Source organism: Leptospira congkakensis (assembly GCF_004770265.1).
GTDB lineage: Bacteria > Spirochaetota > Leptospiria > Leptospirales > Leptospiraceae > Leptospira_A > Leptospira_A congkakensis.
On record NZ_RQGQ01000013.1, the window covers coordinates 21,545 to 47,721 of the forward strand.

Here is a 26,177-nt window from a genome sequence, read left to right on the forward strand (position 1 = left end):
CCTGGTTTGATTTTTGAGGCAAGTATGATTGTGTAAAATGACTGGTAGAAAAAAATATCGAGGAAATTCTAGGGAAAATGCTGTTCAATTCGATTGATTATCTTTTCTTTTTTATCGCCTGTTATATTATCTATTGGATTTTACCTTCTCGATTCCGCAAATATATCCTCATTATCTTTTCCCTTATTTTTTACGGGTATTGGAGTGGCTCTTTTTTAATACATTTTGTATTTTTTATCTTCCTCACTCATCTCTGTGTGCTGGGAATACTCAAAACAAAAAACAGAATTTTTCTAATTTTGGGTGTTGGAATCAATTTGATCAACTTATGTTTTTTCAAATACTTCCTCACTTATATAAAATATTTAACATTAGAGGGTGAATTAACCATCCCCTTCTTCCAATCTTTATCCGAAATTATATTACCTCTAGCGATCAGTTTTTATACCTTCCAAATGATTGCTTACGTAGTCGATGCTTGGAGAGGTAAGTTTACCGAATCACCTTTCCTAAACTTTTTATTATTCATTTTATTTTTTCCACAACTCATTGCTGGGCCCATTATGAGGCATGACGATTTTTACGATCAAATCGATCATTCCAAATTGTCCTTAGATTTTGTACAAAGAGGAATATTACATATCCTTTCTGGTTTGGTGAAAAAAGTTCTCATCGCAGACCAACTTGCTAAAATCATCAATCCGGTTTATATGAACCCTGGCGAATACGATGGGATTTCTATCTTATTATCTACTGTTGCTTTTTCGTTTCAAGTTTATGGAGACTTTTCCGGTTATACAGATCTTGCGAGAGGTTCCGCATTCCTACTTGGTTACGAAATTCCAGAAAACTTTCGTTCCCCTTTTTTATCTGTCAGTTTCTCAGAATTATGGAGCCGATGGCATTATACTCTTTCCACTTGGATTCGAGACTACTTATACATTCCATTAGGTGGAAATCGAGTTTCAGAAATTAGATACAATATCAACACGATTATCGTGATGTCACTATCTGGACTTTGGCATGGGAATACATATACCTTTTTTCTCTGGGGATTTTTCCATGGAATTTTTCTTTCCACCGAACGTATAATATTCGGAAAACCTGATCGAAAGTCCATGTCATTTATAAAACAAGTGTTCGCCGCAATATGGGTCTTTTTTATTTTCTGTATACTTGCTACTTTTTTTCGTATTGATACTTTAAAGAAAATTGGAACGTTTTGGGCAGCGAGTATCAACCTTACTGGTAAAATTATCTATCGTCCAGACTTCTGGGGACTTATCCTCGCAAGTTACGCGATTCAAATTTTAGAATTCAAAAATTATTTTTCGGATCGGCTCAAACCATATACAAACTGGATTATTTTTATCCTAAGTTTCTTTGTATATTTAGCCCTTATCAGAATTGAAGCTCCAGTAGAAACTTTTATATATTTTCAATTTTAACGGGAACCTATGAAATTTAACCGAATCTATTTTTATCCTTTTTTCATTCTAATTAGCATCATCGTAGTAGATAAATTAATATGTATTCCTGATGTTCGAGAAAGTGGCCGTAGGAATTACAAAGCTGGTCAAAATATTTTACTCGGAATGCCTACCATCTGGGAAGAGAATAAAAAAATCCAAAGTAGTGGCAAAAAAGTAGCAGTTGTTACAGGAACATCACGTTCAGAACCTTTTCACGAATGGGCAGAAATTCCTGTAAACAAATCTACAATTAGTCAACCAGTGTATTTCGAAACTCGCACAGCAGTAAAGGCTTCAGAGTTTTTATTATATTATTTATTAATCAAATCAATGACCGATGCAGGTTTTAAACCTGATGTATTGTTCTTAGAGTTTTCTGATGAAATGTTGAACGAAAACAATATTTATACATACAAAACAAAATGGGCAGAGTTAATGTTACATGAAAATGAATTAATTGATATCTATGATTCAATGAATTCAGAAATGCAAAGAGATATATTAACACGTCTTTTGTTTTTAGGTTATAATTATCATTTCAAACCAGTGGGAGCAATAAAAAACCTTTTAACTGGAAATCGAATTACCAATGACACATATTTTATTGGAATTTCGTCTTACATGAATGTTAAAAGACCATTCACACCAGACAAAATCGGATTCGAAACAGATCAATTTCCGCCTAACGAATTCCAAGAAAGAATCATTGATTATGCGCAATCACGCAAAGAACATTTTTTAAGTCGTTTTCAAATTTCAGAAACAGAAACAAACTTCTTCAAAAAAATAGTCAATCACGCAGAAAAACACAATATTCCCATGGTAATTTGGGAACCACAAATTCATCCATATTACCAGGACATTCGGTATCAAATCACTAATGGTGGTATTTTTAAAAGATACATAAGTCAATTTGTCGATCCAAATTCAAAAAATATCCGCTATATAAGTTTAAATGAAGGAAATACTAAATGTAAAACGTATGTAGATTGTAGTCATGTTTCTCCGATTTGTGTTCCAGAAATTGCAGATAAGTTATTGCAAACTGCAAAGGAGATTCCAAACTACAAGTAACCATATGAAGTCAAATATGAAAAAACTCAGATCCTGGAGGCAATTTTTCCTATTTAGCTTTATCTTGTTATTTTCTGCCAATTTTATGTACCAACGCATTGTTGACAATGAGGTCAATTGTGGACTGATTGGTTCTCCTGAAAGTGCTTGTCCCTATGCCTTTTTAGACCACGCCTTAGGTGTCAATCCAGGCCACGAACTTTCCGAAGATGGGGATCATACAGACCATGTTTGTTTTTCTTGCCCATGTAATTTAATTGTATCTTGTTCTTGGGATCTATACCTCTCCCATATACTCATCCAACTCCATAAAGTTTATATCCACCAACCCGAACTTTTAATTCCAAAACTCGTTACAGTAAACACATTCTTCCGTCCACCAAAACATAACCTTACTTAGTTGATTCGCAATTGTATTGCGCAAATACTCTGGAGGTTTTATGAATTATTTTTTTAACCCCAAACAGTGGAATGTATTTCTATATTGTTTGGGATATATCAGTTTCCATGTTTTACCTATTCATGCTGAAGCTAATGAATTTTCGATACAAAGTTGTCGGAATCAAAATTCGATAACGGAACTCAGTCGTTGTGTTGTCAGTAGACATCCTGACTATCGGATGGAAGAAATCAAACTAAGGGAAATTTCAGGCAGGAAAAAAATTGCCTCTTACCATTTTCCTTCAAACCCAGTTTTTAATAGTTACGTTGCTACACGAAAAGGAGAATCTTCTGGGCCAGTATCTTTATCAGGACCAAATGCTGCGAATAACTTTCAAGTTATGGTCAACCAAGAGATTTTCACAAACGGCAAACGTGAAATTGCAGTCCAAATTGCTGATGAAGAATTTAAAGCACAAGTTTTCCGTTTAGAGTCAGTAAAACGATCTTTAGAATTTGAAGCTGTCAAAAAATTAACTAAATATCGTTATCTTTATTTGGAAAAAGAAAATAGTTTTAACAATTTAAGTCTTGTTAAAGATTTAAAAAGGATATCAAAAGCGAGAGTGAACGAAGGACTTTCACCGGGTATAGACGAAACCTTATCCGAATCGGAAGAAATTCGAATTTTCAAAATCTGGAACCAATCTCATCGATTGTATGAAAATGCAAGCTCCGAATTAGAAGTGTTACTTGGATTTCCTTTAGAAAAAGAAACAATCCAAACCCAAAATTGGATTTTGCCAAAAGATTTACCAAAAGAAAAAAATGAGTTAATCCAATTAGCAATGGAAACACGTCCAGAGCTTATGCTCTCAGAAAAAGAAATTGAATTAGCTTTACTACGCCAAAACGAAGTAAGACGACAAAAAATTCCAAATGTCAGTTTAGGAGCTTTTGCTCAAAATGATGGTTTCAATGAAAAAGTAGTTGGAGGGATGGTCAGTTTCCCAATGACAATTTGGAGAGACTATGAAGGAGAATCCATCATCGCTTCTGCAAAAATTGATAATTCCAAAGAACTAAAAGAATCTGTTTCTAGAAATATCAAACAAGAAGTTTTATTCGCACTAACTAATTACCTAACTCTGTCAGAAGAAATGAAATTCTATGATACTCAAAAAATGGATCGTGCGGAATCAGATCTAAACAATCTCCAAGAAGCAATTCGATTTGGAAAAATTAAAATCATAGATGCAATCAACCAACAAAGAATCCTATTACAAACAAAACTCAACTACCTGAACACAAAAGCTGAATTTGAATTATCTCAAATTGAACTCATTCGTGTTCTCGGATTACCTAGCGACTCATTAGGGATCAAACCATGAAAAAACAAACACTTATCTTAATCGTATCCATTCTATTAATTTCTGCTTCTCTATACTTTTGGAAGTTTGGAAAAACAAACAATGATTTGGAATCCAAAAAAGAAACCAATGACATAGTAAAACTATCTTTAGAAAATCGAAAAAGTTTGGGGATCGAAACCGAAATCATTCAAACAGAATCCATCCAAACAAAAATAGAACTGATTGGAGAAACAGAAGCTGTACCCGATGCAATTATTGATGTACCAACAAGAATTTCAGGACGAATTACTTCTGTTTTTTTTGTTGAAGGGGATACCATTAAAAAAGGCCAAAAACTAGCTGCGATTGATTCACCAGAACTCGCAAAACTAAGATCAACTTATTTAGTAGCAAAATCAAAATTTACCGCAGCAGAACAAAATCTAATTCGAATTGAATCTTTGGTTAAAATGAATTTAGCCGCAAAACAAGAATACATTGATGCTGAATCAAATCTAAAAGTAGTGGAATCAGAAAAAAATGCTGCTGTAGAAAATCTGAGAGCCAATGGTCTATCTATTGATAATTCTGCATCTGGTGTGTATACAGTGTTTGCACCTCGGTCAGGACTTGCTCTTTCTAGAAATGCCATTCCTGGTTCTATGGTTTTAGGAAACCAAATCCTAACAACCATTGCAGAACTTTCTTCTCTTTGGTTCCAAGCCAAAATATTTGAAAACGATTTAAAATATCTTTCTGAAGGTGATTTCGGAAAAATTATTTTGAATGCTTATCCTGATTTAGAATTTGACGGCGTTTTAGAACATATCGGAGAAAAGGTGGATCCTGAATCTCGAACTGTTCATGCAAGAGTTGTTTTTAAAAATAAAAATCGCAAAGCAAAGATCGGACTATTTGGAAAAGCCATCCTCATGGTGAATCAAAGAAAGGGAATCCAAGTTTCAGAAGAAGCGGTTCAATCTTACCAAGATCGAAAATTTCTATTTATAGAATCCAAACCAAACGAGTTCCAGTGGGTAGAAGTTAAAATTGGAAATGTGAATGATGGAAACGTAGAAATTCTTTCGGGAATCACACCGGGAGAAAAAATCGTCACTAAATCTGCCTTCGAACTCAAAGCCATTTTATTCAAATCAACATTTGGTGGAGAATAAATATGGAATTTTTAACAAAAATTGTTCAGATCTCTTTACAGAATCGATTTTTAGTCATTGTTTTCACAATCTTACTTGTGTTTGGTGGAGTGTATTCATTAAATCACTTAAAAGTAGATGCAGTCCCTGATATTACCAATGTTCAAGTACAAGTGATCACAACTTCCCCTTCTCTCTCGACTTTAGAAATCGAACAGTACATTACCTTACCAGTAGAAAGAGCCATCACTGGAATTCCAAACTTAATAGAAGTAAGGTCTGTTTCTCGATATGGATTTTCCCTTGTGACTGCAGTATTTGCAGATGGAACTGATTTATGGAAAAGTAGACAACTTGTCAGTGAAAGATTAACAGAAGCATCAGAAAACATTCCCGCCATTTTTGGAAAACCAGTCATTGGCCCTATCACAACAGGTCTTGGAGAAGTATTTCAATTCACCTTAGAAAGCGAATTTCATACTCAAATGGAACTCACTACATATTTGAATTGGTACATCAATCCAACGCTCAAAACAGTTCCAGGAATTGTGGAAGTGAATAGTTTTGGAGGAAAAACAAAACAATACCAGGTCATTGTAGATCCCTTTAAAGCAGCTTCACTCGGAGTTTCTCTGAATCAAATTGTAACCGCAGTAGAATCAAATAATCTATCGATAGGAAGTGGATATATTGAGCGATCCGGTGAACAATTGATAGTTGGTAGTGATGGTCTTTTAAAAGACACAACTGACTTCGAAAAAATCCAAGTAGGGAAAATGGGAGATGGGTTTCCTATATATTTAAGTAGTATCGCAAAAATTGTAGAAGGATCGAGATTACGAAAAGGAGCGGCCACTGCTACAGGAAAATCAGAAGTGGTAGGCGCCGTAACACTCATGTTACTTGGTGAAAATTCACTAGAGGTCACCACAGCCGTAAAAGAAAAAATTACCCAGATAGAAAAAACTCTTCCCACAGGAATGAAAATCAAACCGTATTATGATCGTTCGATCATGGTGAAAAACACCTTAAACACGATCGTTTGGAATTTATCAGAAGGAGCCATTCTTGTCATCATCATACTGTTTCTGATGATTGGTGATTTCCGATCAGGTCTTGTCATTGCCTCTGTAATTCCACTTGCGATGTTGTTTGCTATTTCACTTATGTTTTTACGAGACCTTCCGGCAAACTTAATGTCTATGGGTGCGATTGATTTTGGACTCATTGTGGATGGTGCAGTCATCCTGATTGAAAACTCACACAGACGATTGGGATTAAAACGAAAAGAATTAAAAAGAGACCTTACCGACAAAGAACAAAAAGAAACCATCTTAAGTGCAACGATAGAAGTTCGAAAAGCAACAATCTTTGGAGAAATCATCATAGGAATTGTTTATATTCCGATTCTTACATTAAGCGGAACTGAAGGCAAAATGTTTATCCCAATGGCAACTACTGTTTTGTTTGCTTTACTTGGTGCATTCTTCTTAACACTCACACTCATACCGGTGCTTGCTTCGTATTTTTTAAAAGGAGGTCATATCGCCGAAGGAGAAACAAAGTTTTTTCAAAAAATCCACGAATGGTATACTCCAAAATTAGAATATTGTCTAAAGGAATCTAAAAAAGTCACTTATTCCAGTATTGGAGTTCTTGTTCTTTCGATCATATTATTCTTTCGATTGGGAGGAGAATTTTTACCAAAATTAGACGAAGGAAATCTCCTAATCGAAATTAGTCGGTATCCATCCACAACTTTAACGGAAGCCTTACAATCATCTATGAAAATAGAAAAAGCCATTCTAAAGGAAATTCCAGAAATTACAGAAGTAGTTTCGAGAACTGGATCACCAGAACTTGCCATTGAACCGATGGGTGTAGAAAAAACAGATATGTATATGGATATGAAACCAAGATCCGAATGGAAACTAAGTAAAGCGGAACTTGAACTCAAGTTACAGGAGATCATTGAAAGAGTTGCTCCACAAGTAGCTTACGGTTTGTCTCAACCCATTGAAATGCGTAACAATGAAATTATGGCTGGGATCCGAGCCGATGTGGGAATCAAAATTTTTGGAGATGATTTATCAAAACTAAAATCTTTAGCAGAAGAAATTTCTAAAAAAATCAAAAACATTCCCGGTGTCGTTGACCTAAGGATCGAACAATTATATGGGTTAGAATACTTACGAATCAAACCTAACAGAGAAAAATTGGCAAGATACGACCAATCAATCATCGATATAGGTCGTGTTACCGGATCTATTTCTTCAGGAGTTCCTTCCGGAATTGTTTATGAAGGAATGAAACGATTCGATATCGTTGTAAAAACAGATGTAGGTGGAAACCCAGAACAAATTAAAAACATACCAGTTAAGGTGGGAAAAAATAGTTTTGCTCCCTTACATGAGCTATCAGAAATTTATATCGAAGATGGGCCTGTACAAATTTACCACCAAAACCAAAATCGTTACGCATTAGTACAATTCAACATTCGCGGAAGTGATATGGTGAGTACTGTAAAATTAGTCCAATCAGTTTTAGAAAAAGAAATTAAGTTTCCGTCTGGTTATCATTATACAACTGGTGGTGAATTTGAAAAATTTGAATCCGCAACAAAAACTTTGTATATTGTTGTGCCGATCACTCTTCTCATTATTTTTCTAATCCTATACTTTGCATTTAACGAGATATCTGCGGCAATCATCATCTTTCTCAATGTTCCGTTTGCCATCACTGGTGGGATTTTTGCTCTTTATATTCGAAATTTGCCATTTAGTATTTCAGCGGGAGTGGGATTTATTGCTTTGTTTGGAATTGCCGTTTTGAATGGGCTTGTACTCATCAGTTTCATTCGGAGTTTGGAACAGGAAGGAAAAAGAAAAGAAGAGGCTGTGAAAGAAGCAGCGTTGTCAAGACTTCGTCCTGTACTCACCACAGCCCTTCTGGCATCCATTGGATTTATCCCTATGGCGATTAGTTCCTCACCGGGTGCCGAAGTCCAAAGACCTCTAGCTACCGTAGTGATTGGAGGATTGGTTTCAGCGAGTGCCCTGACGCTGTTTGTTCTTCCTCTCGTCTATTTAAAGTTTGCTGCAAAAAAGGCTTTCATACTATCAAAAGATGCGTAGTCAGCTTTTTCATTATAAGCAAGGCCTGGAAGTCCACGATCTTCAGCTCCAGGTCTTGTAAATCCATGAACGGCTCCTGGGTGAGAGATAAAAGTAACAGGAGCTTTTGCATCAGTTACTGTTTTGATAAACGTATCTACTGCAGTTTTCGGAATAAAAGGATCATCAGCACCATGATGCACTAAAACTTTTGATTTTATTTTCTTTGCACCAGAAGCTAAGTTTTTGCTACCAAGCATACCATGAAAAGAAACAACTCCTCCTTTTAAGTCAGAGCCATCTAATGCTAGTTCGATGACTCCACCACCACCAAAACAATATCCAATGGCTCCAATTTTACTAGTATCCACATTTGGGTTTGCTTTTAGAATCTCGAGAGCCTTATAGATTTTTTTGAGCATTACTTTCGGTTCTCCGTTGGCAGCGGAAAGTTTGCCTGCTTCTACATGGTCTTTCGCAAGAATACCCTTTCCATAAAGATCCATCACAAAGGCAACATAACCTAAATCAGCCAGTTGTTTGGCTCTTTGTTTGGGATAATCGTTCACTCCCCACCATTCGTGAATCACGAGGACACCAGGACGTTTTCCTGAAATGGAAGAATCAACGGCGAGAAATCCCTCATAGGTTTTCCCATCTAATTTGTATTCCAGTGGAGTTCCAGAAACGGAAGACTTTATAGGAAGTTGTGCAGTTGGCACACTCGCACACTTAACGGCAAAAACGAGTGCAAAAATAGAAATGAGTTGTTTCATACGTCTCCTGATCCGCCAAAAAAATCGGGCACTAATTTTTTCGGTAGAGATAGACTTTGAATTCTACTTGGGAATCGTAAAAAAAGAAACCTTAATTTCTACCAAATAGAGGAAGATTTGGAGTTATCTGAAAACAATACCTTTGTTCGTTTTTGTTGACCTAATTCAGCTACAGAAAAGGAAACCGATCGGTTCACCATACATTTATTTTTTCCAAATTTTTTTGTTATACGATTTTTTTTAATCGCCTCACATTCCTAAAATTTATCTTCTAACTCAAAAGGAATTTTTATGATCCAAAGTAACTACTTTCAAACCAACGAAGACCTAAAAGAACATTTTTACGAATTAATTGATTGGAATGAAATTGTTCCTATTTATGAAAATAATTATTCTGATTCCAAACTTTATTCCGAAAACAATAACCCTAGGTTAGAATATGCACCATCTAATATCGATGAGGCGAAATTGTTTTATGACGAAATCCTAAAATCCTGCGGAGAAATCAGTGGGATGTATGTTTCCCAAGTTGCTGCAACTGTGGATTCCAAAGGTCTAAAATTTGATAATGGAAACGTGATCCATCCACAAGAGATGGTGGATGTAATTAAAATGTATCATGATGCAGGACTTGGTCCTGTTGCTTTTAAAAGAAGATATGGTGGACTAGGTGCACCTAGCATTGTAAAGGCGATGATTGCAGAACTGATGTATAGGTCCGATAGTTCTATTACCATCGCGGTGGGAAGTATGGGCCTTGCCGCTATTTTGGAAGTCTGTGCCTCTGATGAGATGAAAGAAGAATGGATCCCAAAATTAATCTCAGGCAATTATACAGTCACCATGGGATTATCAGAACCAGATTTTGGATCTGATTTGCCAAACATTACCACTAAAGCAACAAAGAAAGATGATAAGTGGTATCTCAACGGAACCAAAAGATTTCAAACTGTAGCCTGTGGAGTGAATGGTATCCCGGGTATCACTCTCACGTTAGCAAGAACAGGAACCCAAGAAAGTGGAGCCAGAGGGCTTTCTTTTTTTATTGTTGAAAACAAAGATTATGCGGTGCAAGGAATCGAAAAAAAATTAGGAATCAAAGCTTCAGCCACTTGTGAAACTGTCTTCGAAAACAGTGAAGGTTATCTTGTTGGTAAAGAAGGATTTGGACTTGTAAAGTATGTAATGGGTATGTTAAACGGTGCCCGCCTGAGTGTTTCCTCCCAAGGTACAGGCATTGTCACTGCTGCGTACGAAGAAGCTCTTAAATACGCAAAAGAAAGAATCCAATTTGGAAAACCGATTTATGAAATTCCTGCTGTCCGTCGTATGTTGAATCGAATGGAACGCGAACTTGCGGGTATGCGCTGCCTTATGGTGGAAGCGGCCTTTTCTGTAGATAAATACTATTGGTATGAGGATGGGCGAACCGTTTCCCCGGAAGAATCCAAAATTGGAAAATTCTGGGAAAAAGTGGCAAACACACTCACACCAATATCCAAATACTACAATTCAGAAATGTGTAATGATTTAGTTTATGATGGATTACAAGTATTAGGTGGTGCTGGGTATACAGAAGATTATGATCTTTCTAGACTCTATCGTGATGCAAGAATCACCAATATTTATGATGGAACCACACAAATCCAAGTGAACGCAGCCATTGGTGGCATTACCTCTGGAATGAGCCCGACAGGAACTTTCCGTAGTTATCTAGATCATTTGGCAAAAGGATCAGAATCCAATTCCAAACTCCTAGAGATCCGAACTCTATTCGAATCCATTGTTGATACATATAAATCCATCGAAAAACAAGAAACAAAAGAAGCCCATAGTTTTGAAGTGGTGGAATCGGCAGCAAGAGTTGTGGTAGGATACTTGATGGAAAGAGCCAAAAACAAATCCACTAGCAGAAAAGAACTACGTAGTACTTGGTGTAAAGGATTTCATTTGGATAGTTTGGCCATCCTATCTGCAAATCAAATCAGACTGAAACATTTGAAGGATTAAAAAAAAGGGCCCTCGTCATGAGGACCCAAAGAAAGGAAAGGGATGAACTCCCCACAATGCGCGAGTGGGGAATTCGTCAAGTTCAGGTTATGTGAGAGTCGCTGACTTCTCTTCACTAGGAAGGGAGATCTGAAAACTGGGTTGCGAAAGTAACGCAGTTGGTTCTAAGTATTTCTTTTTATTTCCCATTAACTTTCCGGCAATGGAATCAGGAAAAGAATAAGCGACGATTCGTTTCCAAACGGAAGCAAACTGTTTCACGAAACTTCCTGTATTGTAGTGTTGGCCATACTTAGCACAAATTTCTTTCAAACGAGGTGCCACTTCACGATAACGTTTTGCCGGCATATCAGGGAACATATGGTGTTCGATTTGGTGACTCAAATGCCCAGTCATCGTATAAAAAAAGTTACTACCATCTAAGTTAGAAGAACCTTTGAGTTGTCTTAGATACCACTGCGCTTTTGTTTCTCCGACAATATCATCTACGGAAAAAGATTCTGCATTTTCAGTAAAATGACCACAGAAGATCACAGCATAAGTCCAAAGATTTCGAATCAAATTGGCGATCAAATTTCCTAAAATGATTTTTGGAAAATTCAAACCAGCAAGGAGTGGAAAGAAAAGATAATCTTTTACAAGTTGTAGTTCAATTTTTTTGAAGAACACTGCCTTATAATCTTTCAGAGATTTTTTCTTTCTTTGTTTTTTAGGAATCTCCATATATTCCACTCGGTAACCGTGAGCACCTACACCCCACTGGAAGTTCATCGCCAAAAACATATTCGTAAAAGGTTGTGTTAGGTGTACAGGCTTCCACTTTTGGCCTTCGGTCAATCGAGTAAAATTATATCCATAATCATGATCTTTATTAAGAACATTTGTATAGGTATGGTGCATATAATTATGATAGAACTTCCATTGGTGAGCATCACTTACAATGTCCCATTCAAAAGTACGAGAGTTAAATCGAGGATCGTTCATCCAATCATATTGTCCATGAAGTACGTTATGACCAAGTTCCATATTGTTTATGATTTTGGATCCACCAAGAATGAGTGAACCAAGCACAAAGGAAATAGGTTCAAAACTAAAGTGGATGAGACCACGACCTAAAATTTCTGTGTAACGATAGATCTTATAGATGGATCGGATATGATCTGCATCTTCTTTACCGACCTTTGCCATTACTTCTTCGCGGAGTGAATCCACTTCTTTTCCAAAGGCTTCAATTTCTTCGTGGTTTAATGTTTTGCTAATTGTTCTCATTTTATTTTCCTATAATGAATACTTTAATTTTCGAGATCCTAGTGATGAATTTCCTGATTTACCAAAATTAGAGTTCTAATTCCAAATTTGATTCGGCACGAGAAACACAGATTTGGATATTCTCTTCACCTAACTCAGATACTTCGCCGTTAGATAAATCCGTGACAGAACCTACTGCTTTTTTACAAACACAAGTATGGCAAATCCCCATACGGCATCCGCTTTGTGGGTAAATTCCTTGGTCTTCGAGTTCTTCTAGTAAAGAACGTTCCCCTTTGACTTGAATGGTTTTGTGACTTAAAGATAAAAAGACATCTACCGTTCCCGTTTTTTTTACCTTCAAAGAAGTTTGACCGGGTAACAAAAAAAGTTCCGATTTGATTTCGTTACCTTCTAAAAGTGAAAGAGCTTTGGTTTGCATGGGGGCAGGCCCACATACATAAACAGAATAGGATTTTAAATCTTCTGCATACTTTTGCAAAATCTCTTTGGTTAAAAATCCTGAATCATATCCCTCTTTAGGAACATCTGAAAAGATATATTTGATTTCTAACCATCCAGTTGATTTTGCGATTTCTTCTAAAGAAGAATGTAAAATGATATCTTCGAATGATCGAACAAAGTAAAGAAGAGTGGCTTTTCCTTTAAATTGATTTGCCTCTAGTTGTTTTAGAATGGAGTGGATGGGAGTGATTCCACTTCCACCTGCTAAAAATAAAAACTTAGAAGGTAAAGTTTTGGGAAGGACAAACTCACCCGTTGCCTCACCTAACTCTAATACATCGCCCTTTTTAATGTTAGTATTGATAAAATTGGATACAAGTCCGCCTTTTTGGCGTTTCACGGTGATACTTAAATGTTTATCATTTGGCCGTGAAGACAAAGAATAAAACCGAGTCACTCTCCTCCCTGCAATTTCTACAGTGACAGGAACATGTTGGCCTGAACGAAAACCCTTCCATAACCAGTTGGGCTTTAACACGATTGTCTTTGCATCAGCAGTTTCTTCCCGAACAGCCACAACTTTCGCTTTGATGGTTGTGACAGAAAATCTAGGGTTGATTTCCCCTAAAAGAAAATCGGCCCATTGTTTGCCCTGGAGGGAACTCAGGAATTGCTTTGGTTCGTTGTAGATAAAAGGAAATGTTTTCATTTTCGCCTCGTATTTCGCATTTAAGTGAACACTCGTTCACAGAGATATTTAATAGTGTTAATTTACGTTGTTAAGTATGTCAACTCCGAATTGGTCTTTTTGTCCTTGCTTTTTTAAAAAAAGTGAACGACCGTTTACTGAATTCAGCCATGAAACTCAACAAACGATATGCCCAAAAGCTTCGCACTCACGACAATTTGCTCGAAAGTGCCTTACAATTGATGGGAGAGGAGAAAGGATTAGGGGATCTTAGCCTTCGGGAAGTGGCTGGAGAGGCTGGGATTGTCCCTGCTGCCTTCTACCGGCATTTTAAGAATATGGAAGAACTGGGACTGTCACTTGTGGACGAATGCGGTGGGAGGATCCAAACCATCGTTGGGGATGCCAGAAACAAAGGAGCTTATAAGTCGGCCTTACAACTGACCATCGGCTTCTTTTTTGACTATGTGACGCATAACCGCTCACTCTTTCGCTTTATCTCCAGAGAACGTACGGGGGGAAACCGAAAGATCCGTGAAAAAATTCGCGAATCGATGAATGCCATTGCTGCCGAACTCGCAAAAGACATGCGAATGCCCAAGATGATTCCACAACTAGACATTCAGTTTGCTTCTGAGTTAATTGTTAGTATTTGTTTTCTTATGGCTTCAGACTTTTTAGATCTTGCCACGGATGCTCATTCTGAGATGCGAAAACTAAAATTACAAACCATCAAACAAGTTCGTTTGGTATTTATCGGAACAATCAGGGGAAGGAAAAAACGATAACAGGCATTTTGAAAGGAAATGAAGTTGAATGATTCAGTGACTAGTAAGTACGTAACTCACTCATTTATCATTCGATTTCACAGGAAAGGAAATCATAATGTTAAGCCCTCCTCCTTTTTTAGAGACAGAAGAAAATACACCTTTTAATTGAGAAGTCAAACTACGAATCAACTCATACCCAAAATGATTTCCTTTTTCAATATTCACCGAATCAGGTAATCCTTCTCCATCATCTCCAACCGATAAAATGATATTTTCGTTAGAACGAGAAAGATGAATCCTAACATCCCCACCCTTTTCGCTAGGATAAGCATACTTCAAAGCATTAGTGAGTAGTTCGTTCAAAATCAAACCCAATGGTAGAGTTCGTTTTAAATCCAAACGAATTTCTTCTAACTTTACATCGAATCTAATTTTTGTAGGATTGAGAACAAAAATATCATGAAGGCTAAATACTAAATCTTCTATGTACTTACGAAGGTCTACAGATTCTAAATCTTCTGATTGATAAAGATTTTCATAAACCTTTGACATAGACATGATTCTCGACTGAGCGTTCAAGAACGACTGTTTGGCGACATCATTTTCAACTTTGAAAGACTCGAGATTGAGAAGTCCCGATATGATGGCGAGGGTATTTTTGACTCGGTGTTGTAACTCTTTCAGTAGAACATCTTTTTCTTCTACTGACTTAGCAAGTCGTCCTTCCATATCTAGAATTTTTGTCACATCTAGATTGATCCATAAAATAAAACGTTCCCCGGCGATCTCAAAGGCTTGGCTGAAAACTAAAACATCAAACTTTTTTCCATCGGAATGTTCTACTGACATCCTTTCACCAGACATCTTTCCATTTTCCTGGTAAGCTTTATTGAGACGTTCAATGTCTGTGGGATTACTCCAAGCCTTAAATTCTTCGGTTTTTCTACCAATGACTTTTGATTTTTCTAATTCGAAAAGAGTTTCCATCGAAGAGTTTACATCCAAATAAGTTCCATCTTTCACTGTGGAGATTGCCATAGGAATCGGACTCAACTGGAATACTTTCGCATATAAACTTTCGCTATCTTTTGGCGGAACCAAAATAGATGCAGATGGTGTTTCTCTAAAAACAATTACAATTCCATTCAGTTTTTTTTCATCATCCAAAATGGGCGAGATGGTTTCTGTAACATGCGTTTCACGACCACTACGAGAAACAATAATTAAATCGTTCTTTCTTTCCGTATAAACAAGTGTATTTGATGAGTTCAAAAAAGGATAGGATACTCGGGTTCGGGCATCGGCTTGTACCAAATACAAAAAGGATGTAATCTCTTTTTCTAATACATCCACTTTTTGATACCCTAACATATCTAAAGCTTTGTGATTGATTTCTCGGATCAAACCTTCTGGAGTCAGAACAATCACTCCATCACCCATTGCTTCAAAAGTGATCCGAAGTTCTTTTTCTCTGAAAGCTAATGTTTGTTCTGCTTGGTATAGCTGGAGAGCGGACTTAATCATACATTCCACTATATCAGGACTTGAAATTTTAGGAACATAACCGTAATGTTTTATCTTACATACACGATCTAAGATTTTATTATCAGAATAACCACTTACAAATAGAACAGGTATTTCGCGATAGGATAGAATCTTTTCTGCAAGTTGGATTCCATCCATTCCATCCGATAGATTGATATCCATTAGAATCAAATCAACTCGTTCGCCTGATGTGATATAATCGTAAGCATCATTTGAATTTGATACATAAGTGACGGAATACCCTTTGTTTTTCAAAAATTCTGATTGTGAGATGGCCAAGATGGCTTCATCTTCCACAAGTAGAATATGACCTAAACTATGTTTGAGTTCCGTTAGTGGCATGGAGTGTTCTATCGATTTTCACAATTAGCCGATAGAAATGCAATCGATTAAGATACAAATTTTATATGAAAAAAAACTGGTTCCTATGCAATAAAAACAAAATACATATGTTGAACGTTTATAGTCCTCAATCATTAGACTCGAGTATTGATAAAAGATTATGTCGATTTTTTATCACAAACGAAAGTTCGTTGCAGTAAAAATTACGTAAGAAACCAAACTACGTATTTTTTTTATACCATCTGTTCTTTTTTCGAGAAAGAAAAGTCAACCATCCTCCATTTCCTTTCGATGATTTCGTTTAGAATTGATTCTTTGTAAATCATTGAGTTCCTAAGGACTAGTACCTAACTGTTGTTAAAAAATATTTGGTAAAAGAAATCTATGGCTCAAAGAAAGCGAGATTTTCAGGCCCTTCATGAATCACGATCCGCCGGATTTTGCCTTCAGAAGATTTTACATCCGCTTTCAAACCGGAATAAAACCAACGCGCTACATTTTCAGATGTGGGATTGATCCCCTTAAAGTCAGGATGGTCGTTGATGAGGATATGGTCGATGGAATGCACCAGTTCCATGAGTTTCGTTCGAGCCGTTAGGAAATCGTAGGAAATACCGTCTGGGCGAATGTTCGTATTTCCCTCTAAAAATACCTCTACCTTCCAGGAATGGCCGTGGATGGGTTCATCGGAGCCATCGGCAAAGTACTGGTAGAGGAAATGGGCCGATTCAAACCTTCCCTCGATGCGGACGTAAAATTTCCCGTTTTCTTGGGTAAACATTCCATTGACGAATAGAGCATAGTCCAATATTTGTATAGTAATTTCCTTCCTGAGGGTTCTTAAGATGACCGAAACAACAAAACCGCGCTTTTTTAAAGAAATGACTGTGGGAGAGGCAATTGCCATCCACCCGGAAGCAGGTCTAGTTTTCTCCAGCTACCATTTAGGTGGATGTTCACACTGCTCCATCAATGAAGTAGAAACTATTGAACAAGTTTGTATGGGTTACGGAGTCGAAGTAGACACCCTTATTGATTCCCTAAACAATCTTTTCGCAGAAGAATAGACTAAAAACTTTTCCGTCACCATGGGTCCTAGTGGCCCTAGCGTTTTCTCTATCACCCCAGCTATAGTTTCGTAGGTTTACGATGGCAAAACAATTTGTACGTTTCCAATATAAAAATAAAATTGATTGGGGGCTTGTTAGCTATGAAAAAATCCTTCCACTACAAACGGGTGATAAAACCACCAAAGATTTGCTAGTTGATCTTCAAAAAAAAAGAATCAAGCTAAATACCAAATCTAAGAAAACACTGAAGAAAGAAGATGTGGTAATTCTTTCTCCCATCACTGCTCCCTGCCAAATCATTTGCCAAGGTGCCAATTATCACAAACATACATTGGAATCTGGACTAAATCCCAAATCAAAAACATACAATTTGTTTTTTACCAAATCGGATGTTGCTCTCACGACTGCTATTGGTGATGTGATCCGACCAAACCACGTAGAACTTTTAGATTATGAAATTGAACTGGGAGTTGTATTTGGTAAACCAATTGATGCCCCACTTGATGTTAATACCTACAATCCAAATGATTACATAGCAGCTCTCTTCGTAGCCAATGATATCTCAGCAAGAGACATCCAACTTCCACAACTACAATGGTATAAAGGAAAATCTTATCGAACTTTTTTTCCAGCAGGTCCAATCCTTTCCGTTTTAGAACAGGACGACTACCAGCTGATTGATTCCTTAGAATTAAACCTTAGAGTCAATGGAAAGATACGACAATCGGCAAAAGCAAACCAAATGATTTATCCACCGAAAGAAAGTATCGCCGAACTTTCCGAGTTCGCTAGGATACAAGTAGGAGATGTTTTGCTCACGGGAACACCTTCGGGATGTGCACTCAAAGCTCCAGGAAAACTAAAACAGATATTAGCAGGTTTTCTACCCGAACATAAAAAATGGGAAGTTTTTATCAAAGGCCAAAAACAACGATCTCAGTATTTACAACCAGGTGATGAAATCAAAGCTGCAATCCGCACTTCCGATGGAAAGTTGGATTTAGGGGAACAAATTCTTTTGGTCAAACAAGGTTAATTTCATTGGACTACCTAACATATAGTATACCAGGGCTTTTATTTCCGGCGATTTCCTTACTGATGCTCGCTTATACCAATCGATTTTTTGGTTTGGCCAAACTTTCGAGACAACTCCTCAGTGAATATGAAACATCCAAATCAGAAATTTTGGAAAAACAAATCTACAATCTACGTTTTCGCATTTCTCTTATTTTATATTCTCAAAGTGCGGGCATCTTTAGTTTGATTCTTTGCACTTGTTCAATGGGTATGATCCCATTTTATAATATCATTGCTTGGATTTTATTTGCTTCATCGCTTTTGTTTATGGTAATCTCTCTTGTCTTGGCACTGATTGAAATACACTTATCGGTGATTGCATTAGACATTGAAAGAAATTCGATATTGAATTCTATCTCTAAATAAATTGTTTTCTTATAGAAAGAAAGGAACTAACTTTTTTGAAATAACTCTTTGAATCATACCATGATGTTCTAATCAAAAATATGATTCAAAGAAAAACAATATAACCATTTATATTAGTTTTGTGCGCCCCAAAAAAGATTTTTGAAATTATTGAAAAATCACTCTTGCCAAATTATCTAAAGTATTACCATTACAATCACTGGAAGCTACGGTATTATTCACTGGACTGACAACGCCGGTTCCAGCACTATAATATACTCTCGTAACAATACCTTGTCCATTGGCAGTGGTAGAATTGATAGAATAGGAACATCTACCACTAATTGTTGGTGCTGCAGCTGCGTTGACTGTGGCACAGCTACTTGTGGCATTGTAAGTTCCTCCTGGACCACAGAGTGCGGAAGAAAATGTATTTCCGGCCGAAAAGTCAAAACAAGAACTTCCACCCGCATTTGTTAGAAAATTGCAACTACCTCCACTATTTACCGCCGATGGATTATTCACAACTTGTACCTTTACGGTTCCTCCAAACGCTCCCGATACATAATAACTTTTTACCCTAACACGGTATGTGCCAATTGCCAAATTTTCTTTTAAACGTTCCCTACTAGTACCTGATGTATTTGTATCTGAGGAGTTTCGAACAACTGTCCCAGCTGCGTTTGTTATTTCCAAAACCAAATCGACAGAACTAGTAGTTGTAAATGCAGTGATGATATGATCTGCGGTAGATGTAATATTTAGGTCAAAATCAACTAGGGGACTATTTGTTACGATTGTTCCATTGGAAGCAGTGCCATTAATTGTAATACTGCCACTACTAGTTGGGATCGCTTTACACCGGTTCGTTGTTGTTGATTGATTTAAATTAAAGGCACTTACACATAAAAAACCTGACGCACAATTTGCATCGGAAGTACAGGCAGCGCCATCAGTGCCTGTGCCAGTTGAGGTAGACTTAGGGGCGGCAAGTAACAGCAGCAACAAGGAGTCTTCTGAAGAATTTTCAGACTTAGAAGAACAATTTAGAATAAAAACAAAAAATACAGCAAACTGAATCAAATTTTTCATATAAAACCTAACGCAAGATGCACCAAACGTTAGTTTATCGTCAATGAGAATTTGTTAAACTTTTTTAATGGAACTAACGATTATAGCATAATTTTCGTTATAAGTTCATAGTTTAGCACAAAATCCCTGTTTTAAGGGAAAGGCCCAATCGTGAGTTCCGTTGGTTAGGCTAAAAAAATCAGTCTTGATTCAGTAGAATTGCCACTAAATTCGAATTACAATTTTTCCAAAATGAGATCCCGAACGTAAGTATCGGATTGCCTCGGCCGATTCTTCTAAGGTAAAAACTTTATCAACCACAGGTCGTAAGCCAGAAGCTTCGATGGCCCCGTTCATTTCGATGAAGGCTTTTCTTCCGCCGACAACAAGACCTTGGATTTTTAAGTTGTTCATAACAGCAGCGAGTAAGTTCAGTTCCCCTGATTTACCAGCAAGGATTCCAATCAAATGAATCACACCAAACGGACGACAGGCTGCAATGGATTGTTCCAAGGTTCCAGCTCCTCCCACTTCAATGATATGATCGGCTCCTACTTTTTCTGTGATCCGACGGACTTCTTTTCCCCATTCAGGTGTTTCTTTATAATTGATTAGGTAATCAGCCCCTAAAGTTTTTCCTCGTTCTAACTTTTCATCATTAGATGAAGTAAGAATGACTTTAGCACCAACCAATTTCGCAAACTGTAAGGCAAAAATAGAAACACCACCTGTTCCTTGGACAACAACAAATTCACCTGGTTTTAATTGGCTAAATTGAAATAAACCAGACCAGGCGGTGAGGGCTGCACAAGGTAAGGTGGCTGCTTCTTCATAAGACAAATGTGTTGGAATCCGAACAAGGCCAGTCTCTGGCACTAAAGCGAACTCTCGTAAGGTGCCTGGTAAAGGGCCTCCAATGGTATGCCGCATTTCTGCATGAGTCGCTTCTTTCGCAATCCACTTAGGAGCAAAAGTAAGAAGAACGCGATCTCCCACTTTCCATTCAGTGACTCCAGAGCCAATACTGATGACTTCGCCAGCGCCATCACTGCAAGGAACGAGTGGAAGTGGAAATTTTGGATTGTATTTTCCTTCCACAACCAAAGAATCACGGTAGTTTAAAGAAGCCGCACGCAGCCGAACGAGCACTTCAAGTGGACCTGGACTCGCTGGCTCAGGAATGTTTACAATTTCTAAATGATCCAAACCAAAACTTTGGATTTGTGCTTGTTTCATACTTTCTCTTAATTCCTTTTCAGATTCAAAAACATAACAACCGTAAAATGAACTATTTACTTAGAACAATTTCTCCATTCTCATTCAATGGAAAAAATGGATTGTATGCCACTTCAAAAATATGGCCATCGAAATCCTTAAAATAAGCACTGTATCCACCCCAAAAAACTTTTGTAGGTTCTTTGAGTATTTCTGCACCTAACGCACGTACTTTCTCAATTACTGCGTCAACTTCAGCCTCACTTATTTGGTTTTGAGCGAGTGTAATTCCAGAAAACTTTTGGCGTTTTTGAAAAGGAATACCGATATCTTCCGCCAAAGCCTCTTCACCAAACAAACCAAAAACGAGTGCACCAATTTGAAAAAAAGCAACACTATCATTACTTTCTTCTGAACGTTTCCAGCCGAGTCCCTTTTCATAGAAGTCGATTGAACGTTGTAAATCGGAAACACCTAAGGTGATTAAATTGATTCGTGGATACATAAACGAACTCCTTTGGTAAAAATATGAACTTTGGAAAAATAAAAATTATGATATTGGAAATTGAATTCACAAAACGAAGGTTTCATGGTAGATGGAGCCATTGGGTGGCGGGTGGATAACCCCACCCAGTCTAAATAGGGCGGGGACATGTACTCTAAATACTCACCTGAAAAGAATTACTTCTTTCCAAGACCTGTAGTTTTTGCACCAACGAGGATTGACATGTTTCCTGATGGGTGTTTGTTTTCGCGCATCAATTGGTGGCACTCACCAGTTTGTTCGAAACTGTATGTTTCTGCCAAAACTGGATCCACTTTTTTATCGATCACGAGTTGGTTCAGGTCACGACAGTTGTCGTCGTTTGCGAAGTGAGAACCTTGCAGACGTTTTTGTCTCATCCACAGATAACGTAAGTCAGCTGTTGCATTGAAACCAGTAGTTCCTGCACAAATCACAACCATACCACCTGTTTCACAAACAAATACGGAAGTAGGAAGTGTAGTCTCACCTGGATGTTCAAATACGATTTGAGGGTTTTTACCTTTACCAGCAATGTCCCAAATCGCTTTTCCAAATTCACGAGCTTGTTTGGTCCACTCAACAAAAGCTTCTGGTTTGTTGATATCAGAAGTGAGTCCACCCCAATGTTTAAACTTGTTACGGTTGATCACGCCAGCAGCACCTAAGTTTTTACAAAAATCAATTTTGTCATCAGAAGAAACAACTGCGATTGGAACCCCACCAGCTGCTTTTACAATTTGGATCGCCATAGCACCAAGTCCACCGGCTCCACCCCAAATCAAAGCAACATCACCTGGTTTTACATCGTTTGGTTTCCAGTGGTGTAACATTCTGTATGCGGTTGCAGCAACTAACATATAAGCAGCGGATGCTTCCCATGTTAGGTGTTGTGGACGAGGAAGACACTGATGGTCTTGAACTTTGCAGAATTGTGCAAAGGAACCCCAATTGGATTCATATCCCCAAATGATTTGAGAAGGTGCATACATTGGATCTTTTCCAGAAAGAACCCACGGATCTTTTGGATCCCACATCGCACAATGGACAACAACTTCGTCACCCACTTTCACATTTTTAACTTCAGCTCCGACTTTGTAAACAATACCGGAAGCATCAGATCCACCAATGTGGAATTTTTCTGGTTCGCCTTTTTTATTACGAGCTGCGATCACATCAACTGGATATCCAAGGGCTGCCCAAACGTTGTTATAGTTGACTCCAGCAGCCATAGTGGCTACGAGAACTTCGTTCGGACCGATCTCCGGAACATCAATGACTTCTGATTGGAAAGAAGTTTTCGGTTCGCCGTAACGTTCCGGGCGAATGACCTGCGCGTGCATTTTTTTGGGCACAACTCCAATAGGAGGGAGTTCCCCTACTGGTACGATTTCTACGTTGCTCATAGATTACCTTTTACGATTAAAAATTTATAGAGTTTCTTAGAACGTTTTAAAAAAGGCATCAATTGTCAATCGCTTCCCCACTCCATAGAGAAGGCAAATGTCCAGGCAGATTGATAGAGTCGATACTCACGATCCCTTTGTAATGGATAACGATAAGCCACACTCATATTGTATTTTTCAGAAAAATTCCAAGAAAATCCAGTGCTTGCTTCCGTAAAATAAGAAGGATTTGCTTTGTCTTTTTCTTTGGAATAGTCCACACCATTGTACGGATTACGATACAAGAGTCCTGTAAAAAGGGAAATCTCTGGCATCAAATAATACGTCACATAAGCAGAAATGAGAGTGGTTTTTTTGAATTCATATTCTGGTTCCGGTGGAGAAGCAGAAGGTTTACGAGCATAATAAGGAATCCCATCATTGTCTTGTAAGTTGTTTGGTTGTGGACGAGAAAGAGGATTTAATCCACCGATCTTCGTCACAAAGGACCACTTCTCATACAAATATCCTAGTTTGATAAATCCAGAACCTGTATAATAATTTCCACCAGTAAACCGATCGGTATCAGGTCCACTAGGAAATCCAACCGAACCTTCAATCACAAAAAAGTACGGTTTGTCCAAATCAAAGAATGGTTGGTATTTAAAACCAAGATAAGTTTTTCCAATTCTTGCCGCATCCTCTCTCCCTCGTTGTTGGTAATAGTTCCAAGGAACAGAAGCATTGAGCGCAAACCTTCCATCAAAAAAATTCATCTCCGCAAAGGCAGTGGTTGTGAAAAGGTGACTGTTCTCACGTGTGGATTGGTAATAATCCTGAGTCATTACCAGATAATTGGTTGGTTTTTCCCTCTTTCCGGTAAATGGATCCACAAATCTTGCAGTTGCATTCGGACTATCCGACGAACCAGTGTGATGCGAATGAATTGAAGAAAAGGAAAACAGAAAAAATATAAATACTAAAAAACTTTGTTTCATCGTTCCACTCCAGGGAAACAACCAGGAAAACTAAAAACGATATCTTCTGCTTGGAGATTCTGAAGAAGGATATTGTATAAATTAACATTGGAAACTTTGGAAATGACCACGGGCCCGGCCACAAGTGACAATTGTTGTAAAAATCGGAGTGGTGATCCAGACACTGTCCGATCTTGGAAAAGTGAAGATAACGAAATTAGAATTTCTATATTGCCAGACCGACCCAGTTTAATCGGGATCTTACATTTAGGAGTGATGGATTTATTTCCTTGCGGAAGTAGAATCGTCACATCTTTTCCTCCCACATCCATCCGAATGTAAATTTCTTCCCAACTTACATTCGCAACTGCCACAACTCCCAATGGCATATTCGAAATCCTTGTATTCGGATAAAGAAAACTAGCACCCGTTTCCATTGTGCTGTTGTACTGAGTGATGTTGGACACAGTGGAGGCAGATAAAAAAGGATAAGTTTTTCCATACAAATCATCGGCTGGCAAATCCAAGGGCACAGTATATGGGGTATGTGTTTTGGCGGTTGCTGTGGAACTTCTTTCCGAACTAGTGGTCGATACACCTAATACTTGGTTTGGTGGATTGATTCGATAACTACCAGTTTCCCAATTGATATAAGTGGTACTTTGAATCGTCATATTGTAAACCACAGCATTACTGGTTAAACTAAATTGGTTTATGTTATCATCCGCTTGGTCATCATAACTGCGAAGATTGGTTCCCACGGCCAAAGTTTGGTTGTTGTTAAAAAAGATTAGGTTCTGAAGGATCGTCAATTTTTCTTTATTACTGTCACCCACCGAACCAAAGGTGCAGTGAGTGATGAATAGGGAGAAAATTGGAAAGAAACCTAGCCGATAGATTCGTTCTTTCATCAAAAGGGACTCGCAAACTTAGGATTGGTTAAAAACTCTTCATCCGTTAGGGCCAATAGAAAGTTAACCATGTTTTCTCTTTCCGTAGCGGTAAGCACAAAAACACGAATCAGATTCGGATCCTTTGCACTAGGAGTTTGTCCACCTGATTCGTAGTGTTGTATAACTTTCGTTAATGCATTTTTTGCACAATCTCTCTTTGTTTTGCCAATAGTGATATTTGGATTTTCTGCATTGTCACACATAAAAGTTCCATCATGCATATAAGGATAAGTAACACCTATGTTTCGCAAAGAAGGTGCTCGAAACTTTCCAATATCTGCCGTATTCCCCGTAACATCGAATAATCCTTTTTTATCATTCGAAAGAGGAGCATAGTATGTATCCGAGTGGAGGCCATTACTATGATAGAAGAATTCTTGAGAACCGGAATTTCCATGAAAAGCGGTATCAGTGAAATTAAACCCACCATGGCAATGAAAACATTCAGCCTTTTCCCCGTTAAATAAGTTCATACCAAGAACTTCCGATGCATTGAGAGCAGCTCGATTATTTCGAAAATTATATTGATCAAACTTTGAATTTCCAGAAATCATTGTCCTCTGAAAACTTGCTAGAGCAAATCGTACATTTTGTTCGTTTGCTGATGCCTCACCAAAAGCACGTTGAAACATAGGAGGATAAATCGGATTTGCATTCAATCGATTCACAAAATCATTATTCTGTAATCCAAGTTCCACTGGTGTTGCACCGAACATTGGCACTCGAGATTGTATTTCCAAATTAGTCATCAAAGGATTACTCCATGTCAGACGAGTGTGGTAAGCCACATTGGAAAGATGCTGGGAATTTCTTGGATGAATTTCCCCTGTGATCCCAGCCGGAAAATCCTTTGCATCAGCAAATGCAAATTCTTGAATATGGCAACTCGAACAAGACATGGATTGATCTCGAGAAAGAGCGCGGTCATAAAACAAAAACTTACCAAGTTCCACCTTCGCTTCACTCATTGGATTGACGCTGGGAACAATAGGTGTTGGAAATCCTGGAGGTAAATTCCAATTATAGCCAGCGGGAGAGACAAACAATAAGAGCAATAGATTCTTATTGTTGTCATTTTTATCAGGATTCAATCCATCCAGTAAGAATGCGCAATGGAATTGAAAAACAAAAAGTAAAAATATATAAATTCGATTCATAATCCCTCCTTTGG

Annotated in this window: 23 protein-coding genes; 11 read left to right on the forward strand and 12 right to left on the reverse strand. The window is 37.7% G+C overall.

Annotation, left to right across the window (positions count from 1 at the left end; translation table 11 throughout):
* The first annotated feature begins 77 nt into the window (after positions 1 to 77).
* From EHQ70_RS08895 to EHQ70_RS08920, 6 genes are read left to right on the forward strand one after another with little or no spacing between them, the layout of a single operon-like run.
* Complete coding sequence (locus EHQ70_RS08895) at positions 78 to 1,448, forward strand: MBOAT family O-acyltransferase (RefSeq protein ID WP_135585573.1); 1,371 nt, start codon at positions 78 to 80, stop codon at positions 1,446 to 1,448.
* Between the two features lie 9 nt (positions 1,449 to 1,457).
* Entirely contained in the window at positions 1,458 to 2,546 is a 1,089-nt protein-coding gene (locus EHQ70_RS08900) for a DUF1574 family protein (protein WP_135585575.1), read from the forward strand.
* A 16-nt stretch (positions 2,547 to 2,562) separates the two neighbouring features.
* Entirely contained in the window at positions 2,563 to 2,946 is a 384-nt protein-coding gene (locus tag EHQ70_RS08905) for a hypothetical protein (RefSeq protein WP_244288276.1), read from the forward strand.
* A gap of 40 nt (positions 2,947 to 2,986) precedes the next feature.
* Complete coding sequence (locus EHQ70_RS08910; protein ID WP_135585579.1) at positions 2,987 to 4,318, forward strand: TolC family protein; 1,332 nt, start codon at positions 2,987 to 2,989, stop codon at positions 4,316 to 4,318.
* Complete coding sequence (locus tag EHQ70_RS08915) at positions 4,315 to 5,454, forward strand: efflux RND transporter periplasmic adaptor subunit (RefSeq protein WP_135585581.1); 1,140 nt, start codon at positions 4,315 to 4,317, stop codon at positions 5,452 to 5,454. Before EHQ70_RS08910 ends, EHQ70_RS08915 begins: the two co-directional genes overlap by 4 nt.
* A 2-nt stretch (positions 5,455 to 5,456) precedes the next feature.
* Positions 5,457 to 8,567, forward strand: a complete 3,111-nt coding sequence (locus EHQ70_RS08920; RefSeq protein WP_135585583.1) for an efflux RND transporter permease subunit — start codon at positions 5,457 to 5,459, stop codon at positions 8,565 to 8,567.
* Here the strand turns inward: EHQ70_RS08920 and EHQ70_RS08925 are convergent.
* Positions 8,516 to 9,322 carry a dienelactone hydrolase family protein gene (locus tag EHQ70_RS08925; protein ID WP_135585585.1) on the reverse strand — a complete coding sequence of 269 codons (807 nt, stop codon included), beginning with the start codon at positions 9,320 to 9,322 and terminating at the stop codon, positions 8,516 to 8,518. The two genes, EHQ70_RS08920 and EHQ70_RS08925, sit on opposite strands and share 52 nt — an antisense overlap.
* A 291-nt stretch (positions 9,323 to 9,613) precedes the next feature.
* Here EHQ70_RS08925 and EHQ70_RS08930 point away from each other — a divergent pair, with 291 nt between their 5' ends.
* Positions 9,614 to 11,332, forward strand: a complete 1,719-nt coding sequence (locus EHQ70_RS08930) for an acyl-CoA dehydrogenase family protein (protein WP_135585587.1) — start codon at positions 9,614 to 9,616, stop codon at positions 11,330 to 11,332.
* 87 nt (positions 11,333 to 11,419) lie between these two features.
* Here the strand turns inward: EHQ70_RS08930 and EHQ70_RS08935 are convergent, their stop codons facing one another.
* Entirely contained in the window at positions 11,420 to 12,601 is a 1,182-nt protein-coding gene (locus EHQ70_RS08935) for a fatty acid desaturase family protein (protein ID WP_135585589.1), read from the reverse strand.
* A gap of 67 nt (positions 12,602 to 12,668) precedes the next feature.
* Positions 12,669 to 13,754 (reverse strand): ferredoxin reductase, encoded by a 1,086-nt coding sequence (locus EHQ70_RS08940; RefSeq protein ID WP_135585591.1) that lies wholly within the window; start codon positions 13,752 to 13,754, stop codon positions 12,669 to 12,671.
* 149 nt (positions 13,755 to 13,903) lie between these two features.
* On the opposite strand from EHQ70_RS08940, the gene EHQ70_RS08945 reads away from it, so the two are divergent.
* Positions 13,904 to 14,521 carry a TetR family transcriptional regulator gene (locus EHQ70_RS08945; RefSeq protein ID WP_135585651.1) on the forward strand — a complete coding sequence of 206 codons (618 nt, stop codon included), beginning with the start codon at positions 13,904 to 13,906 and terminating at the stop codon, positions 14,519 to 14,521.
* Between the two features lie 60 nt (positions 14,522 to 14,581).
* Here EHQ70_RS08945 and EHQ70_RS08950 read toward each other — a convergent pair whose 3' ends face one another.
* The gene (locus EHQ70_RS08950; protein WP_135585593.1) at positions 14,582 to 16,390 is read right to left on the reverse strand and encodes a histidine kinase dimerization/phosphoacceptor domain -containing protein; all 1,809 of its coding nucleotides are present in this window, start codon (positions 16,388 to 16,390) and stop codon (positions 14,582 to 14,584) included.
* Between the two features lie 382 nt (positions 16,391 to 16,772).
* Complete coding sequence (locus tag EHQ70_RS08955) at positions 16,773 to 17,171, reverse strand: 6-carboxytetrahydropterin synthase (protein ID WP_135585653.1); 399 nt, start codon at positions 17,169 to 17,171, stop codon at positions 16,773 to 16,775.
* 64 nt (positions 17,172 to 17,235) lie between these two features.
* On the opposite strand from EHQ70_RS08955, the gene EHQ70_RS08960 reads away from it, so the two are divergent.
* The 3 genes from EHQ70_RS08960 (at position 17,236) to EHQ70_RS08970 (ending at position 18,903) form a co-directional block, all read left to right on the forward strand.
* Positions 17,236 to 17,457, forward strand: coding sequence for a DUF1858 domain-containing protein (locus tag EHQ70_RS08960; RefSeq protein WP_100789227.1), 222 nt, complete (start codon positions 17,236 to 17,238; stop codon positions 17,455 to 17,457).
* Between the two features lie 82 nt (positions 17,458 to 17,539).
* Positions 17,540 to 18,496, forward strand: a complete 957-nt coding sequence (locus EHQ70_RS08965) for a fumarylacetoacetate hydrolase family protein (RefSeq protein ID WP_135585595.1) — start codon at positions 17,540 to 17,542, stop codon at positions 18,494 to 18,496.
* A gap of 5 nt (positions 18,497 to 18,501) precedes the next feature.
* Positions 18,502 to 18,903, forward strand: a complete 402-nt coding sequence (locus tag EHQ70_RS08970; protein ID WP_135585597.1) for a DUF2721 domain-containing protein — start codon at positions 18,502 to 18,504, stop codon at positions 18,901 to 18,903.
* 147 nt (positions 18,904 to 19,050) lie between these two features.
* Here the strand turns inward: EHQ70_RS08970 and EHQ70_RS08975 are convergent, their stop codons facing one another.
* The 7 genes from EHQ70_RS08975 to EHQ70_RS09005 form a co-directional block, all read right to left on the reverse strand.
* Positions 19,051 to 19,974 (reverse strand): hypothetical protein, encoded by a 924-nt coding sequence (locus EHQ70_RS08975; RefSeq protein WP_135585599.1) that lies wholly within the window; start codon positions 19,972 to 19,974, stop codon positions 19,051 to 19,053.
* A 204-nt stretch (positions 19,975 to 20,178) separates the two neighbouring features.
* The gene (locus tag EHQ70_RS08980) at positions 20,179 to 21,189 is read right to left on the reverse strand and encodes a zinc-dependent alcohol dehydrogenase family protein (protein ID WP_135585601.1); all 1,011 of its coding nucleotides are present in this window, start codon (positions 21,187 to 21,189) and stop codon (positions 20,179 to 20,181) included.
* 52 nt (positions 21,190 to 21,241) lie between these two features.
* On the reverse strand, positions 21,242 to 21,673 hold the full coding sequence (locus tag EHQ70_RS08985; protein WP_135585603.1) for a VOC family protein: 432 nt from the start codon (positions 21,671 to 21,673) through the stop codon (positions 21,242 to 21,244).
* 176 nt (positions 21,674 to 21,849) lie between these two features.
* Positions 21,850 to 23,097, reverse strand: a complete 1,248-nt coding sequence (gene ccrA / locus EHQ70_RS08990; protein WP_135585605.1) for a crotonyl-CoA carboxylase/reductase — start codon at positions 23,095 to 23,097, stop codon at positions 21,850 to 21,852.
* A gap of 65 nt (positions 23,098 to 23,162) precedes the next feature.
* The gene (locus EHQ70_RS08995; protein ID WP_135585607.1) at positions 23,163 to 24,074 is read right to left on the reverse strand and encodes an LIC11086 family outer membrane transporter; all 912 of its coding nucleotides are present in this window, start codon (positions 24,072 to 24,074) and stop codon (positions 23,163 to 23,165) included.
* A complete protein-coding gene (locus tag EHQ70_RS09000) occupies positions 24,071 to 24,964 on the reverse strand; it encodes a hypothetical protein (protein ID WP_135585609.1) in 894 nt (297 codons plus the stop codon). The genes EHQ70_RS08995 and EHQ70_RS09000 overlap by 4 nt, the downstream gene beginning before the upstream one ends.
* Complete coding sequence (locus EHQ70_RS09005; RefSeq protein WP_135585611.1) at positions 24,964 to 26,163, reverse strand: MbnH family di-heme enzyme; 1,200 nt, start codon at positions 26,161 to 26,163, stop codon at positions 24,964 to 24,966. The genes EHQ70_RS09000 and EHQ70_RS09005 overlap by 1 nt, the downstream gene beginning before the upstream one ends.
* Positions 26,164 to 26,177: the final 14 nt, after the last annotated feature.

Coding starts and splice junctions, on each gene's coding strand:
- EHQ70_RS08895 (WP_135585573.1), top strand. CDS start 78: ATGCTGTTCAATTCGATTGATTATCTTTTCTTTTTTATCGCCTGTTAT.
- EHQ70_RS08900 (WP_135585575.1), top strand. CDS start 1,458: ATGAAATTTAACCGAATCTATTTTTATCCTTTTTTCATTCTAATTAGC.
- EHQ70_RS08905 (WP_244288276.1), top strand. CDS start 2,563: ATGAAAAAACTCAGATCCTGGAGGCAATTTTTCCTATTTAGCTTTATC.
- EHQ70_RS08910 (WP_135585579.1), top strand. CDS start 2,987: ATGAATTATTTTTTTAACCCCAAACAGTGGAATGTATTTCTATATTGT.
- EHQ70_RS08915 (WP_135585581.1), top strand. CDS start 4,315: ATGAAAAAACAAACACTTATCTTAATCGTATCCATTCTATTAATTTCT.
- EHQ70_RS08920 (WP_135585583.1), top strand. CDS start 5,457: ATGGAATTTTTAACAAAAATTGTTCAGATCTCTTTACAGAATCGATTT.
- EHQ70_RS08925 (WP_135585585.1), bottom strand. CDS start 9,322: ATGAAACAACTCATTTCTATTTTTGCACTCGTTTTTGCCGTTAAGTGT.
- EHQ70_RS08930 (WP_135585587.1), top strand. CDS start 9,614: ATGATCCAAAGTAACTACTTTCAAACCAACGAAGACCTAAAAGAACAT.
- EHQ70_RS08935 (WP_135585589.1), bottom strand. CDS start 12,601: ATGAGAACAATTAGCAAAACATTAAACCACGAAGAAATTGAAGCCTTT.
- EHQ70_RS08940 (WP_135585591.1), bottom strand. CDS start 13,754: ATGAAAACATTTCCTTTTATCTACAACGAACCAAAGCAATTCCTGAGT.
- EHQ70_RS08945 (WP_135585651.1), top strand. CDS start 13,904: ATGAAACTCAACAAACGATATGCCCAAAAGCTTCGCACTCACGACAAT.
- EHQ70_RS08950 (WP_135585593.1), bottom strand. CDS start 16,390: ATGCCACTAACGGAACTCAAACATAGTTTAGGTCATATTCTACTTGTG.
- EHQ70_RS08955 (WP_135585653.1), bottom strand. CDS start 17,171: ATGTTTACCCAAGAAAACGGGAAATTTTACGTCCGCATCGAGGGAAGG.
- EHQ70_RS08960 (WP_100789227.1), top strand. CDS start 17,236: ATGACCGAAACAACAAAACCGCGCTTTTTTAAAGAAATGACTGTGGGA.
- EHQ70_RS08965 (WP_135585595.1), top strand. CDS start 17,540: ATGGCAAAACAATTTGTACGTTTCCAATATAAAAATAAAATTGATTGG.
- EHQ70_RS08975 (WP_135585599.1), bottom strand. CDS start 19,974: ATGAAAAATTTGATTCAGTTTGCTGTATTTTTTGTTTTTATTCTAAAT.
- EHQ70_RS08980 (WP_135585601.1), bottom strand. CDS start 21,189: ATGAAACAAGCACAAATCCAAAGTTTTGGTTTGGATCATTTAGAAATT.
- EHQ70_RS08985 (WP_135585603.1), bottom strand. CDS start 21,673: ATGTATCCACGAATCAATTTAATCACCTTAGGTGTTTCCGATTTACAA.
- ccrA (WP_135585605.1), bottom strand. CDS start 23,097: ATGAGCAACGTAGAAATCGTACCAGTAGGGGAACTCCCTCCTATTGGA.
- EHQ70_RS08995 (WP_135585607.1), bottom strand. CDS start 24,074: ATGAAACAAAGTTTTTTAGTATTTATATTTTTTCTGTTTTCCTTTTCT.
- EHQ70_RS09000 (WP_135585609.1), bottom strand. CDS start 24,964: ATGAAAGAACGAATCTATCGGCTAGGTTTCTTTCCAATTTTCTCCCTA.
- EHQ70_RS09005 (WP_135585611.1), bottom strand. CDS start 26,163: ATGAATCGAATTTATATATTTTTACTTTTTGTTTTTCAATTCCATTGC.